Origin of the sequence: Actinophytocola algeriensis, from assembly GCF_014203735.1 — a bacterium.
Lineage (GTDB): Bacteria > Actinomycetota > Actinomycetes > Mycobacteriales > Pseudonocardiaceae > Actinophytocola > Actinophytocola algeriensis.
Map to the genome: position 1 here is coordinate 83,136 of NZ_JACHJQ010000010.1, position 15,612 is coordinate 98,747.

Annotated in this window: 5 protein-coding genes and 1 pseudogene; 4 read left to right on the forward strand and 2 right to left on the reverse strand. The window is 72.9% G+C overall.

Features of this window, described 5'->3' with window-relative positions:
• Positions 1 to 25 precede the first annotated feature (25 nt).
• Positions 26 to 4,585 carry a type I polyketide synthase gene (locus tag FHR82_RS47800; RefSeq protein WP_184815550.1) on the reverse strand — a complete coding sequence of 1,520 codons (4,560 nt, stop codon included), beginning with the start codon at positions 4,583 to 4,585 and terminating at the stop codon, positions 26 to 28.
• Positions 4,586 to 4,827: 242 nt separating this feature from the next.
• Between FHR82_RS47800 and FHR82_RS38310 the strand changes: the two genes are divergently transcribed.
• From FHR82_RS38310 to FHR82_RS38325, 4 genes are read left to right on the forward strand one after another with little or no spacing between them, the layout of a single operon-like run.
• Entirely contained in the window at positions 4,828 to 6,225 is a 1,398-nt protein-coding gene (locus FHR82_RS38310) for a glycosyltransferase (RefSeq protein ID WP_184815551.1), read from the forward strand.
• Positions 6,222 to 7,280 (forward strand): DegT/DnrJ/EryC1/StrS family aminotransferase, encoded by a 1,059-nt coding sequence (locus FHR82_RS38315; protein ID WP_184815552.1) that lies wholly within the window; start codon positions 6,222 to 6,224, stop codon positions 7,278 to 7,280. The genes FHR82_RS38310 and FHR82_RS38315 overlap by 4 nt, the downstream gene beginning before the upstream one ends.
• Positions 7,281 to 7,299: 19 nt before the next feature.
• Entirely contained in the window at positions 7,300 to 8,487 is a 1,188-nt protein-coding gene (locus FHR82_RS38320) for a cytochrome P450 (protein ID WP_184815553.1), read from the forward strand.
• A 15-nt stretch (positions 8,488 to 8,502) separates the two neighbouring features.
• A complete protein-coding gene (locus FHR82_RS38325; RefSeq protein ID WP_184815554.1) occupies positions 8,503 to 9,639 on the forward strand; it encodes a cytochrome P450 in 1,137 nt (378 codons plus the stop codon).
• A 199-nt stretch (positions 9,640 to 9,838) separates the two neighbouring features.
• Here the strand turns inward: FHR82_RS38325 and FHR82_RS38330 are convergent.
• A pseudogene (locus FHR82_RS38330) lies at positions 9,839 to 15,565 on the reverse strand (SDR family NAD(P)-dependent oxidoreductase); the annotation flags it as partial.
• Positions 15,566 to 15,612: the final 47 nt, after the last annotated feature.

Consider the following 15,612-nt stretch of genomic DNA (forward strand, 5'->3'; position numbering starts at 1 on the left):
TCCCGCAGCTTCTGCTCGGTGCTGCTCAACTGGCCCTCCTGCTCGTGATGTTGTCGATGAACTGGAACAGCTCGTCGTCGGAGGCGTCCTCGATGCGCTCCGGCGGCGCCTGCTCGGCCGGCCGCACACCGAACCCGAGCCCGGTCAGCAGGTGGTCGGCGAGGGCGGCCGGGGCGGGGTGGTCGTAGACGAGGGTGGACGGCAGCTCGATGCCCAGCTCGGCGCCGAGCCGGTTGCGCAGCTGCACGCCGGTGACCGAGTCGAAGCCCAGCTCGCGGAACGCGCGGTCGGCGTCGGGCCACTCGCCGGGGCCGTAGCCGAGCACGGCGGCGATGTGCCGCAGCACCACGTCGAGCACCAGGTCGTGGCGTTGCCCGGGTGGGCGTTCGGCGAGCCGCTCGGCGAATCCCGGACCGGCCTCCTCCGCTTCCTGGTGTGGCGGTTCCGGCCGGGTGCGGCGCCGCCACTCGGCGAGCGCGGGCAGCAGGTCGGCGAGCGTCGCGTCGGCGGGCAGGTCCAGCGCGGAGCCGAGACCGGTGAGGTCGCCGCGTTCGACGGCGTCCCAGAAATCGGTGTCCGCGGTAGCCGCGGGCCGGTTGCCGCCCAGCCAGTACCTGCGGTGCTGGAAGGAGTACGCGGGCAGGTCGACGGTGTGCGCCGCCGGGAACGCGGGCCGCCAGTCGACGGCGACGCCCCGCACGTGCGCCTCGGCGAGCGAGGTGCGGAACCGGGCCACGCCCGGCGCGCCGCGCCGCAGCGTGCCGACGGTGACCACGTCCACGCCGAGTGCGGCACCGGTGTCGGCGATCCCCGCGGTCAGCACGGGATGGGGGCTCACCTCGACGAACACGCGGTGGCCGAGGGCGATCAGCTGCTCGACCGCCGCGCGCAGCTCCACGGGGGCGCGGAGGTTGCGGTACCAGTACGCAGCGTCCAGTGCGGTGGTCGCCAGGGGCGCGCCGGTGACGGTGGACAGGTAGGGGACGTGGCCTTCGCCCGGCCTGATCGGGGCGAGCGTGGTGACGACCTCGTCGGCGACCGGGTCGACCCCGGCCGAGTGGGACGGGTAGTCGATGGCGACGCGGCGGACGGTGATCCCCTCGGCGTGGCAGCGCGCGACCAGCACCGCGAGCGCTGCCGCACTGCCCGCGACGACGGTGGCGCGCGGGCCGATCTCGGCGGCGACGGACAGCCCGGCGTGCCAGTCCGCGAGGCGCCACGCGATCTCGTCCCTCGACAGCGGCACCGACATCATGCCGCCGGACCCGGACAGCTCCCGCGCGATGATCTTCCCGCGCAGCGCGACCACGAGCGCGGCGTCCCGGATGGACAGTCCACCGGCGACGGTCGCGGCGGCGATCTCGCCCTGCGAGTGGCCGACGACGGCGGCGGGCCGCACGCCGTGCGCCTCCCACAGCGCGGCGAGCGACACCATCACGGCCCACAGCACCGGTTGCACGACATCGGCGCGCGCGAGCAGGTCGTCGTCGGCGAGTGCGGCGGCCGGGTCCCAGTCGACGAACTCGGCGAGCGCGTCCGCGCATCCGGCGAAGCGGGCGGCGAACGCGGGCTCGGCATCGAGGAGGTCGCGGGCCATCTCGGTCCACTGCGAGCCCTGGCCGGGGAACACGAACACCGGGCCCGCGTCGTCCACGGTGGTGCTCGTGCCGGTGATGACGCCGGGTCCGGTCGTGCCGTCGGCGACGGCTGTGAGCGCGAGGCCGGCGTCGGTGTGGTCGCGGGCCAGCAGGACGGCGCGGTGGTCGAACGCGGTGCGGGTCGTGGCGAGCGAGTACCCGATGTCGGCGGGCGACAGTTCCGGGTGGGCACGCAGGTGCGCGCGCACCGCGGCCGCCTGGGCCCGCAGACCAGTTTCGGTGGCGGCCGAGAGCGGCAGCGGGACCGCGTCGGCGGCAGGGGTGACCCCGGCGACGGCGGGCCAGTCGACGGTGGCGCCGTCCAGCCACAGGTCGGCGACCAGGTCCTCCATGGTCTGCCTGCCGGCCTTCTCGCGGTGGCAGGTGGCGAGCACGTCGTCGTCGGTCATGCCGGCCAATTGGGCACGCAGGACCGGGTGCGGGCCGATCTCGACGATCCGGCAGCCGGTCGGGAGGGCGCGGACGGCGTCCGCGACGAGCATGGGTGCGCACATGTTCCGCGCCCAGTACTTCGCGTCGAGGCCCGTGCCCGCGACGAACGCGCCGGTGACCGTCGAGACGAACGGCACCGCGGCGGGCGTCGGACGCAGGTCGCCGAGCCGCTCGACCAGCTCCGGGACGAGCGCGGCGAGGCCGCCGCTGTGTGCCGGGTAGCCGATGTCGACCCGGTGCACGCGCACGCCCGCGTCAGTGAGATCACCGGCCACGTCGGCGATCGCGTCGTTGGGCCCGGACAGGCAGGTCCAGCCGTCGGCGAGGATCGCGGCGGTGGTGAGCCTGCCACGCACCAGCGGGGCCGCGTCCACTTCGGACATCGCGCAGACGAGCACGGTGCCGGTGCCGTCGGCGCGCTCGGCGACGAGTCGCGACCAGACCGTGATCAGTCGCGCACCCTGGTCGAGGGTGAGCGCCCCGGCGGCGACGGCGGCGGCGACCTCACCGACGCTCTGCCCGAACACCACGTCCGGCACGACACCCCACGCGGAGAGCGTGCGGGTCAGCGCCACCTGCACGGCGAACAGTGCGGGCTGCACCACGTCGGTGCGGTCGAACCTCGGTTGCTCGGCGAGCAGCTCGGTGACGACGGACCACCCGGTCAGCGGCGCCAGCGCGGCGTCCACCTCGGTCAGCGCGGCCCGGAACGCGGGCTCGGCCAGCAGGTCGCGCCCCATGCCCGCCCATTGGGCGCCGTGCCCGGAGAAGCAGAACGCGACCGGCCGCCGCGCACCGGAGCCGGTGCGGATCGTCGTGGCGCCACCGTCGTGCCAGGCGACCGCGCGGTGCGGACCGGTACGGGTGGGCAGGGTCGGCACCGACCAGTCGAGGTCCGCGACGCGGGCGGCCAGTGCCTCGGCCGAGTCCTCGGCGAGCGCCACGGGGACGCGCCGCCGGTACGGCGGTTGCGCGAGCGCGACATGGACGTTGGTGCCGCCGAACCCGAAACCGCTGACGCCCGCGTACCGGAAGCCCGCGGGCCACGCCTGCCTGCCTGCCACCACGGACAGTCTCAGTGCGGCGAAGTCGATCCCCGGGTTCGGCACGTCGAAGTGCAGGCTCGCGGGCAGCTCACCGTGGTACAGCGCGAGCGCGGTCTTGAGGACGCCGAGCACGCCGGCCGCGGGTTCGAGGTGCCCGAAGTTGGTCTTGGCGGAACCGACCCGCAGCGGCTCGGTGCGGTCCGGGCCGAACACCTCGCCGAGCGCGGAGGCCTCGATCACGTCGCCCAGCGGCGTTCCGGTGCCGTGTGCCTCCACATAGGACACCCGGTGGGCAGGTACCCCGGCTTCGTGCCACGCCGAGCGCAGCACGTCGACCTGGGCCCGCGGGTTGGGGGCGGTGAGGCCGTTGGAGGCGCCGTCGTTGTTGACCGCGCTGCCCAGGAGCACCGCGTAGATCCGGTCGCCGTCGCGCAGCGCGTCGGAGAGCCTGCGCAGCACCACGACCGCGCAGCCCTCGCCGCGCACGTAGCCCGCGGCACCCGCGTCGAACGCGCGGCACTGCCCGGCCGGGTTCAGCCCGCCGAACTTGGTCATCGCGACCGTGGTGTGCGGGTGCAGCATCAGGTTCACCCCGCCGGCGAGCACGAGGTCGGACTCGCCGCGCCGCAGGCTGTGCGCGGCGAGGTGCACCGCGCCGAGGGAGGAACTGCACGCGGAACCGACGGACAGCACCGGCCCCTGCAGCCCGAGCGCGTAGGCGATCCGCGACGGCACGATCGAGGTGTCCCAGCCCACCGCCGACTGCGGTCCGACCGTGGCCGGGTCCGCGCCGGTGGCGAGGTGGTACTCCTGCCACATCGTCCCGAAGAACACACCGGTGCGGGTGCCTGCCAACTCGCCGGGCACGACGCGTGCGTCCTCGAGCGCGGACCAGGCCACCTCCAGCGCGATCCGCTGCTGCGGGTCCATCCGCTCCGCCTCGGCGGGCGAGATCCGGAAGAAGTCGGCGTCGAACCCGGCGACGTCGTCGAGGAAACCACCACGCCGGGTGGTCGTCTTCCCCGGCGCGGCGGGGTCGGCGTCGAACCACTCGTCGGCGTCCCAGCGCCCGGCGGGCACCGGCCCCACGGCGTCCACTTCCGACAGAAGCGCGGACCACAGCCCGTCCGGCGAGCTGATCCCACCGGGTAACCGGCACCCGAGCCCGACGATCGCGACCGGCTCCACCCCGGACCGCCGCGCCGCCCCGGTCGGTGGCGGCGTGGTCTCGTCACCGTCGAGGAACGCGCCCAACGCCGCTACCGTCGGGCACTGCCAGACCGCCCACACGGGCACGTCGAGCCGGGTGGCGAGCCCCGCCACACCGGCCGAGTCGACACCCAGCTCGCGGAACGGCACGTCCACGGCCACGGAGTCGCGGGACACACCCAGCAACTCCGCCACCGCGTCCCGTACCCGGTCGGCACCCACGCGAGGACCAGTACGCACTCGACCACCTCGTTCCCGTCGCCGCTCGGGGCCGAACGTACGCACGGTGGACTGCACATTCCCTTAGTGCGAGCCGAGGAACGCGGTGAAGGAACGCGGCGGGGAGTCGGACGCAAGCCCACAGACGCACCGTCCGCCTGCCATCCCAGCGACCTGCCCCTCCCGTGAGGAGCCGCCGGAGGCAAACCCGGGCGGCGAAGGACTAAGGGAATGTGCAGCGCCGATCGGCCAGTGTCCGAACCATGACGGAACCCGGGCGGCCCATCATGTTCGCCTCCTACCCGGACAGTGGTCTGTTCAACCCGTTGCTGGTCCTCGCGGGCGAGCTCGCCCGGCGGGGCGTGGACGGGGTCGTGTTCGCCACCGACGAGCACCGGCGCGACGACGTCGAGGCCACGAGCTCGGTGAGCAAGGTGGGGTTCGTGTCACTGGGCGAGGCCACGCCCGGCCTGTCCCCGTCGAGCTGGGACGACGCCACCTACCGCGCCGTGATGAACGAGAAGTCGCGCATCAGGTCGTTCCGCGCGTGGCTGCGCCTCGGCGACGACCCGACGACGATGGCGCCCAAGTACGAGCGCATCGCGGCCGCGGTGGACGAGGTCAAACCCGCGCTGATGGTCGTCGACGGGCTGTGCGACCCCGCGCTCGACGTGGCGATCGCCAAGGGCATCCCCTACGTCATGGGCATCGCGTTCCTGCCGAGCAACATGCTCTCCACCGCGATCCCGTTCGCCCGCTCATACACCCCGCGCGGCTTCCCGACCCCGCGCTCAGGCCTGCCCGGGACGATGACCGTGCGCCAGCGGATCACGAACCGGCTCTTCCGGTTGCGCACGGTCACGACCTTCCTCCGGCCGGACATGACGCGCAGGATGCGCAGGCAGAAGGAACTCCTCAGGGCACTGGGCATCACCGAGTCGGTCCGCGGGTCGGTCGCCAAGGTCGACCGGGCCGCGCTGACGCTCTGCTACTCGATCACCGACCTGGATTACCCGTTCGAGACACCGGAGCGGTTCCACACCGTCGGCCCGCTGATCCCGCCCCTCCCCCAGGCCGACCCGGACCCCGGTCTGCAGGCGTGGCTCGACGCCCACGACTCCATCGTGTACCAGGCGTTCGGCACGCTGATCCGGATGACCGCGGCCGAGGTCGCGGCCCTCGTGGACGTCGCGCGCCGGCTCGAGGGCACCCACCACGTGCTGTGGAAACTGCCGCGCGAGCAGCAGCACCTGCTGCCCCCGGACCTGCCCGCGAACCTGCGGATCGAGAGCTGGCTGCCCTCCCAGCTGGACGTGCTCGCCCACCCGAACGTGCGGCTGTTCTTCAACCACGCGGGCAGCAACTCCTTCCACGAGGGCCTCTACTTCGGCAAACCGCAGGTGCTGTGGCCGCTGTTCGTCGACTGCCACGACATCGCGGTCCGTGCGGTGGACGCCGGGGTCGGCCTGCAGCTGGACCGGTCCGACACCGTCGACGCGGACGACGTGACGGCCAAACTCCGCGCGGTGGCGGGTGATCCCGCGTTCGGTGCACGCGCGGAGCACCTCTCGCGGGCGCTGCGCGACGCCGGGGGTGTCGCGGCCGCCGCCGACCTGCTCCTCGCACTCCCGGCGCTCACCACGAATCGAGGGAACCCATGAGCTTCAAGTACCTGGTCGCGAAGCCGAGCCTCACGGGCCGCGAACTCGACTACGTCACCGACGGCATCCAGGACGGCTGGATCTCGTCGCAGGGACCGCACGTGAAGATGTTCGAGAAGGCGTTCGCCGACTACAACGGCAAACGGCACGGCGTCGCGTGCTCGTCCGGCACCTCGGCGCTGATGCTGGCGTTGCGGGCGCTGCGGATCGGGCCGGGCGACGAGGTACTGGTGCCGGAGTTCACGATGGTCGCCTCCGCGTGGGCGGTGACCTATGTCGGCGCGACACCGGTGTTCGTGGACTGCCGCGACGACCTCAACATCGACACCGGCGAACTGGAACGCAAGATCACCCCGCACACCAAGGCGATCATGCCGGTGCACGTCTACGGGCGCCGGTGCGACATGGACCGGATCATGCGCCTGGCCTACGAGTACAACCTGCGTGTCGTGGAGGACTCGGCGGAGGCGCACGGGGTGCCGCCGGTCGGCGACATCGCCTGCTTCTCCCTGTACGCCAACAAAATCATCACCGCGGGCGAGGGCGGCGTCTGCGTCACCGACGACCCCCGCCTCGCCGACCAGCTGCGGCACCTGCGCAGCATGGGCTTCTCCGAGAAGCACGACTTCCTGCACCGCAAGCTCGCCTACAACTGCCGGATGACCGACATGCAGGCGGCCGTCGCGCTCGCGCAGACCGAGTCGCTGGACGCGTTCCTCGCCGAGCGCAGGGAGATCGAGCGCCGCTACGACGAAGGCCTCGTCGGTGTGCCCGGGTTGACGCTGATGCCGGGCCGCGACGTGCTGTGGGTGTACGACCTGCTCGCCGACCGGCGCGACGACCTGCGCGACTTCCTGGCCGCGGAGGGCATCGAGACCCGGCCGTTCTTCCGGCCGATGAGCCAGCAGCCCGAGTACTTCGACCCGGCCTGGCCGTCGCTGAACGCCACCCGGTTCAGCGACCACGGCCTGTACCTGCCGACCTACGTCGGGCTGACCGCGTCCGACCAGGACTACGTGATCGGGAAGGTCCGGCAGTTCTGCGGAGCCGCCTGACCGCGAAGGGAACGCCGACATGACGACCACCGAGGAGTCCGGCGCGGAGACGGTGGACTTCCCGCTGCGCAAGGAAGGCGCCGCGTTCCCGCCGTGCGAGTACGCGGGGCTCCGTGCACGCGAAGGACTCGTGCGCACGCTCCTGCCGAGCGGGCAGCCGGTGTGGCTGGTGTCCCGGCACGAGGACGTGCGCGCGCTGCTCACCGACCCGAGGATCAGCGCCAACCCGGCGAACCCCGGCTTCCCGAAGGTGGCCCGCACCGGCGGGGTGCCGACGCAGGAGGAGATCCCCGGCTGGTTCGTCGGCCTCGACCCGCCCGACCACGACCGGTTCCGCAAGGTGCTGATCCCCGAGTTCTCCGTGCGGCGCGTCCGCACGTGGGTGCCGACGATCCAGCGGGTCGTGGACGAGAGCATCGACGAGCTGCTCGCACTGGACGGCCACGCCGACCTGGTGGCCGACCTCGCGCTGCCGGTGCCGTCGCGGGTGATCTCCGCGATCCTCGGGGTGCCACCGGCGGACCGGGAGTTCTTCGAGGCCAAGACCCAGGTGCTGGTGAGCATCGCGACCACCACCGAGTCCGAGCGCGCGGACGCCGCCCGCCAGCTGCAGCGCTACACGGCGCGGCTGATCGGGGTGAAGCGCAAGTGGCCGGGTGACGACCTGATCAGCCGGATCCTCGCCACCGGGGTGCTGACCCCCGAGGAGCTGGCGGGGGTCGTGCTGCTGCTGCTGATCGCCGGGCACGAGACCACCGCGAACAACATCGCGCTCGGGGTGGTGACGCTGCTCGCCAACCCGGAGTGGATCGGCGCGGACCGGGTGGTGGACGAGATCGTGCGGCTGCACTCGGTCGCCGACCTGGTCGCGATGCGGACCGCGGTCGAGGACGTGACCATCGGCGGGACGCTGATCCGCGCCGGGGAGGGCATCATCCCGCTGATCGCGTCGGCCAACCACGACGAGTGCGCGTTCACCGAGCCGGACCGGTTCGATCCCGGCCGCACCGCGCGCAACCACGTCGGGTTCGGGTTCGGCGTGCACCAGTGCCTTGGCCAGAACCTGGTGCGCGCGGAGATGGACGCCGTGTTCGAGACGCTGTTCGCACGGGTGCCGACGCTGCGGCTCGCGAGCCCCGGGGCCGACCTCCCGTTCAAGTACGACGGCACGCTGTTCGGGCTGCACGCGCTGCCGGTCGCCTGGTAGCCCGTGAGGAGAGCGATGACCGACGACCGGGTGCTGATGGCGTCCGACCTGCCGTTCGAGTTGCGCATGTGCCCGCACCTGCGCCCACCGCGCGAGGCGCCACCCGTGCAGCGGGTACGCACCCCGGCGGGTGACGAGGCCTGGCTGGTGTCCGGGTTCACCCAGGTACGGGCACTGCTGACCGACGACCGGGTCGGCCGCTCGCACCCCAAGCCGGACGAGCGCGCCCAGTACGCTGGCAACCCCGGCTACGACCAGGTGACCGCCACCGACCACACGATGGCCGACGCACTGCACGGCTTGCTGCGCGAGGCGCTGGCGCCGCACTTCACCGCGCGCCGCATGCTGGCCATGCGACCCCGGCTGCAGGAGCTGGTGGACGACCAGGTGATCCGTCTGCACACGGCCGGAGCACCGGCGGACCTGAACGAGGACTTCTCCATCCCGTTGGTACTGCGGGTGATCTGCGAACTGCTGGGGGTGCCCGAGGAGGACCAGGACCAGTGCGTGGAGCTGATGCGCCGAGTCGAGAGCGGCGACGTCATGGGACTCGCGGCGTACTTCGGTCAGCTGATCGTACGACTGCGCGCGGAACCGGACGAGTCGCTGCTGTCGAAACTCACCGCGTCCGGTGCGCCGGACGAACAGGTCGTGCAGGTAGCGATGCTGCTGCAGTTCGCGGGCCTGGGCGCCACGGTGAAGCAGATCGCGTACGGTTTCCTGTTGCTGGCCGGCAACACTGAGCAGCGAGCAGCACTGCAGGCGAACCCAGACCTGGTACCGGACGCGGTGGAGGAGATGCTGCGGCTGTCGGGCAGCCTCAGTCTGCCCCGCTACGCACGAGCCGACGTAGAGATCGCGAACGAAACCGTCCGCGACGGCGACCTGGTACTACTGGACCTGACGGCGGCGAACTACGACCCCGACGGTTTCGACAGCCCGGAAGACTTCCGACTGGACCGCACCCCGAACCGACACCTCACCTTCAGCCACGGCGTGTGGACATGCCTGGGCGCCCCACTGGCGAGAGTCCTGCTGCGAACCGTGGTCGCCACAATGCTCACGACCGAGCTGCGCCCGGCGGGCGCACTGGAACACCGCAGCGGCCCATTGACCGGAGGACTACCGGAGAAGCTGCCGGTGACCTGGTAAAGAAGACAACGAGAGCGGCCGGAGCCAACAGCCCCGGCCGCTCCGCAGTGCGGGCCAGGGCGCACAGCCCACACCACGAGCTGTCTGCCTGCCATCCCGGAGACCTGCCTCTCCGGCGTGGAGCCCCGGAGGGAAACCCGAACAAAGCGAGCCTCCGGAAGCTACCCTTCCCCAAGAGGAGCCGCTGAAGGCAACCCGGTCAAACCCCACTCGGCACCGCCTCCCGCAACCAGGTCTCCAAAGCAGCCGCAGTCCGATCAGCATGCTCCCGGGCGAGCGAGTAGTGATCAGCGTCAAGAGGCATCACCTGGTCACCAGGCCCAAGAAGGTCCCGCTGCTCCGGCGGCAGGTCAGCAGACCCACAGCGCAACAGAACCTTGGGCGCACCAGAGGAATGCACGACCATGTCCGGCAACCGGTTGAGCCACCAGGCCATCGCCGACAACCGGGTGCTGTCGGTCATCCCCTCGTCGAGGTCGAACCGAGCCATCACCTGCTCCACCATCCCGATGTAGTCGGTGCTGTCGCCAGCCGAGTACCGCAGGCTGAGCGTGTCCAACAGCGCGACCCCAGCGGGCCGGACACCCCAGTTGTGTTCCAGCAGCCCAGCCGCGGCAGCCGCGATCACTCCCGCGGTCGAGTGCCCGACAAGCACGAATGGCGCACCGTCGGTGGCGTCGAGAACGCTCTCGGCCACCACACGCGTGGCGGCCTCGGCGGTCGCGGGCAGCGGCTCGCCGGGCCCGAATCCAGGCAGCGGCAACGCGACCACCTTCCGAGCCCCCCGGAACTGGGCGGCGATCTGCACGTACTGGTGCACCCCACCCGCGAGCACCGGTGAACTGACACAGATCAACCGCGGCTCCGAAGACCCCTCGGCGAGCACGACCGGAGCAGGCAGCTCAGCGAGCTCGGCCGGATTGGCGAACGTAGGCCGCAACGCGGCGACCGCCTTCAGCATGGTCAGCGCCTCGACGGGCTTGCCGTCCCGGACCGCGTCGACGAACAGCTTGCCGATGCCGTCAGCCGCCCCGACCTGGTCGGGGAGCTGGTCACGCAGCCACCGGGTGAGCCGGTTCGGGGTGGGGTGGTCGAAGATCGCGGTGGTGGGCAGCCGCAGCCCGCACAGCTCGGTGAGCCTGTTGCGCAGCCGCACGGCGAGCAGCGAGTCGAAACCCATCTCCAGGAACTCGCGGTCCCGTTCGACGGTGGCGGCGTCCGGCAGTCCGAGTACCGACGCGGTGAGGTCCGCGACGACCTCACCCAGCACGCGGTCCTGCTCGGCGGGACCACGGCCGCGGAGCCTCCCGAGCAGGTCCTCGGCCGACACCTCCGGCGCGCCGGCGGCGGCACGGCGCACGGGCGGCAGCAGACCCCGGAACAGGGGCGGCAGCTCGGCGTGGTCGCCCGCCCGCACGCGGAGCGCCACGACGTGCGGGTGCCCGGCGCTGACAGCGGCGTCGAACATCGCCAGGCCCTGCTCGGGCTCCAGCACGGCCATGCCGCCACGCAGTGCGTTCGCCATGCCGGGCCCCGCCCACGGACCCCACGCGATCGACACCGCGGGCAGGCCGAGCCCGTGGCGGTGGGCGGCGATCGCGTCGAGGCAGGCGTTGGCGGCGGCGTAGTTGGCCTGGCCGGGGCTGCCGAGCACACCGGCGACCGACGAGTACAGGACGAACCCGGCGAGGTCGCGGTCGCGAGTGGCTTCGTGGAGGTGCCACGCACCGTCCACTTTGGGCGCCAGCACGGTGTCGAACCGTTCGGGTGTCATCGCCTCGACCACGCCGTCGTCGAGGACTCCGGCGGTGTGCACGACCGCGGTCAGGTCCTCGATGCCCGCGACGAGCGCGTGCACGGCGTCCCGGTCGGTCATGTCGCACGCGACGACCGACACGTCCGCGCCCAGCTCCGCCAACTCGGCGGCGCCGGCCGCGGCCAGGCCGCGGCGGCTCGCGAGGACGAGCCGGTGGCCCCGGGCTGCGAGGTGCCGGGCGAGGACGGCACCGAGTCCGCCCGTGCCGCCGGTGATGAGAACGGTGCCGTCCCACGGCCACGGTTCGTCCGCTGTGGACAATGGGGCGAGGCGGACGACCTCGGCGACGCCGTCACGGATCCGGAGTTGTGGTTCACCGACGGGCAGTTCGGCGGGGAACGGCTGTGCGGGATCGAGGTCGACCAGGACGAACCGGTCCGGGTGTTCGGCCTGCGCGGCCCGCACCAGGCCCTGCACGGCGGCAGCGGCGGGATCGTCTCCGCAGGTGGTGAACACGAACCGGGACGCGCTGAACCGGTCGTCGTCGAGTGCCTCGCGCACGATCGCGAGCGCGCGGGTGGTGGCGGCGCGGACCGCTCCGGGCCCGCCCGAGGGCACGGGAACGAGGACGAGTTCGGGCGCCGGTCCTGGTCCGAGCTCGTCGTACGCGACCGGGCTGGGCACGGGTACCACCGGGCCGTCGGCGGGCACCCAGTCCACGCGCAGCAGCGAGCGGCGGCGGGCCGGGGGCCGGACGGCGGCGGCACGCAGGACCAGAGTGTCGATCTCGAACACCGGGTTGTCCCGGGTGTCGGTGGCGGACAGGGCGATGCCGTCGGCACCCTCGGTCCAATGGATGCGCAGCACGGTCGCGCCGGTCGCGTGCAGTCGCACGCCGTGCCACGAGAAGGGCAGCAGCCCTCGGCCGGGCTCGCCGTCGACGAACGCGGCGGCCTGCACGGCGGCGTCGAGCAGCGCGGGGTGGACGCCGTAGGCGGCGTCGCGGGCCTGTTCGGGCAGCACGACCTCGCCAAAGTACTCGCTGCCGCGCCGCCACACGGCGGTCAGGCCCTGGAACACCGGCCCGTAGCCGGTGCCGCTCTCGGCGAGCGTCGCGTAGAACCCGTCGATGTCCACTGTGGACGCTCCGGGTGGTGGCCACTCCCCCATACCCTCCGGGACGGGCGAGGTGTCGGAGTCCAGGACCCCGGTGGCGTGCTGGGTCCACGCTTCCTCGAGCGCGCCGGCGGGCCGGGAGTACACGCCGACCTCGCGGCGGCCGTGGTCGTCCGCCGCGCCGACGAGCACCTGGACCGCGACGCGGGACCGTGCGTCGAGCGGGAGCGGCGCGGGCAGGGTCAGCTCGGCGATCCGGTCACAGCCCACCTGGTCGGCCGCGCGCAGCACGAGCTCGAGGAACCCGGTCGCGGGGAACAGGACCATGCCACCGACGGCGTGGTCGGCGAGCCAGGGGTGGGTGTCGAGGCCGATCCGGCCGGTGAGCACGGCGCCGCCGCCGTCGGCGAGGGACACCGCCGCGCCCAGCAGCGGGTGCCGCGGCGAGGACTGGCCGAGGCCGGCGGCGTCGGTGCGGTCGACCGGCCGCGGCCAGTAGCGGGTGCGTTCGAACGCCTGCGTCGGCAGGTCCACGGTGGGCACGTCGGGGAAGTAGTCGCGCCACGACACGGCCACCCCGGCGACGTGGAGGGTCGCGAGCGCGCGGACGACGGTGGTCTCCTCCGGCTCGTCGCGGCGCAGCACCGGCACGGCGAGCGCGTCCGGCACCGTCTCGGTGACCGCGGCGCACAGCGACGCGTCCGGCCCCAGCTCCACGAACCGGGTGACGCCCGCGTCGGCCAGTGCGCGGACCGCGTCGGCGAACCGGACCGGCTCCCGCACCTGGCGCACCCAGTAGCCGTCGGCGTCGAACCGGGCGTCCGGGGCGATCGTCGAGATCACCGGGAGGTCGCCGGCCTTGACCGTGATCCCGGCGATCGCGGCGGTGAGGTCGGCGAGCACCGGGTCCATCAGCGGCGAGTGGAAGGCGTGGTGCACGTCGAGCCGGGTGCAGCGGTGGCCGCGCGCCACCAGCGCGGCGACGGTCCTCGTCACCTCGTCCTCGGTACCGGACAGCACCACGGCGTCGGGCCCGTTGACCGCGGCGACCGCGACACCGTTGCCCAGCAGGGGAAGCACGGTCTCCTCGGCGGCGCGGACGGCGACCATCGCGCCGCCCTCGGGCAGCGCGGCCATCAGCCGGGCCCGCGCGGACACGAGCGTGCACGCGTCGGCCAGCGACAGCATCCCGGCGACGTGCGCGGCGGCGACCTCACCGACCGAGTGGCCGACGAGCAGGTCGGGCCGCACACCCCAGGACTCGAACAGCCGGTACAGCGCCACTTCCAGCGCGAACAGCGCCGGCTGTGCCCAGCCGGTGTCCCTCGGGTCGCCGTCGGTGCACACGACCACGCCCAGTTCGGCGGCCACGACGTCGTACGCGGCCGCGAACACCGGGTACCGCTCGTACAACTCGCGGCTCATGCCGAGCCGCTGGGCGCCCTGCCCGGCGAACACGAACGCGACACGCCCGTCGCCGACGACACCACGCGCGATCTCGACGGGGTCACCCGCGAGGACGACCGCGCGGTGTTCCAGCGCGGACCGTTCGGTGGCGAGCGACAACCCGACCCGCACGGGATCCACTCCCGGGGCGGCGGCGAGCACCCTGTCCCGCTGGGCGTCCAGTCCACGCGCGGACCGCGCCGACAGCACCCACGGGACAACACCTGAACTGGGCGCGGGTTCGGGAATCTCCTCGACCGGGGCCTGCTCCAGGATCACGTGCGCGTTGGTGCCGCTGATCCCGAACGACGACACCCCCGCACGCCGGGGCCTGCCCGTGTCCGGCCAGTCGACCGCGTCGGCCAGTACCTCGACCGCGCCCGCCGACCAGTCCACGTGGGACGACGGCGTGTCCACGTGCAACGTCCTCGGCGCGACGCCGTGCCGCATGGCCTGCACCATCTTGATCACTCCGGCGGCGCCCGCCGCGGCCTGCGTGTGCCCGAGGTTCGACTTGACCGACCCGAGCAGCAGCGGGGTTTCGCGGTCCTGGCCGTAGGTGGCGAGCAGCGCGTGCGCCTCGATCGGGTCGCCGAGCGTGGTGCCCGTGCCGTGCGCCTCCACGACGTCCACATCGGACGGTGACAACCCGGCGGACGCGAGCGCGGACCGGATGACCCGTTGCTGCGACGGCCCGTTCGGCGCGGTCAGCCCGTTGGAGGCGCCGTCGGAGTTCACGGCGGAGCCGCGCAGCACCGCGAGCACGCGGTGGCCGTTGCGCCGCGCGTCGGACAGCTTCTCCAGCACCAGGACCCCGGCGCCCTCGGACCAGCCGGTGCCGTCGGCGGCGTCGGCGAAGGACTTGCAGCGGCCGTCGGCGGCGAGCACGCCCTGCCGGGAGAACCCGGCGAAGCGCAGTGCGGTGGACATGACGGTCACGCCACCGGCGAGCGCGAGCGTGCACTCCCCCGCCCGCAGCGCGTGCGCGGCCACGTGCATCGCGACGAGCGACGACGAGCACGCGGTGTCGACGGTCATCGCGGGTCCCTCGAGCCCGAACGCGTACGCGACCCGGCCGGCGAGGACGCTGGCGGCGACGCCGGTGCCCGCGTGCGCGTCGGTGTCGTCGGCCGACATCAGGACCAGGTTGGCGTAGTCCTGGCCGTCGGTGCCCGCGAACACCCCGGTGCGGCTGCCGCGCAGCGATGCCGGGCCGATGCCGGCGCGTTCGAGGGCCTCCCACGCGGTCTCCAGCATGAGCCGCTGCTGCGGGTCCATGGCGAGCGCCTCGTGCGGGGAGATCCCGAAGAACGCGGCGTCGAAGTCGGCGACGCCGTCCACGAACCCGCCTTCGAGGGTCGTGGACGTGCCGCGCCCCGCACCGCTGAGGGTGTCGAGGTCCCAGCCGCGGTCGGCGGGGAACGGGCCGATGGCGTCGCGGCCCTGCGCGACGAGGTCCCACAGGTCCTCCGGGGATCGCACTCCGCCGGGGAAGCGGCAGGCCATGCCGACGATCGCCACCGGCTCGTGCCTGCCGGACTCGGCCTCGGCGAGCCGCCTGCGGGTCTCGTGCAGGTCCGCGGTCACCCACTTGAGGTAGTCGACGAGGTTGCGGTCCTCCGCCATCGCGATGCCCTTCCTGTGCTCGTGCCGGG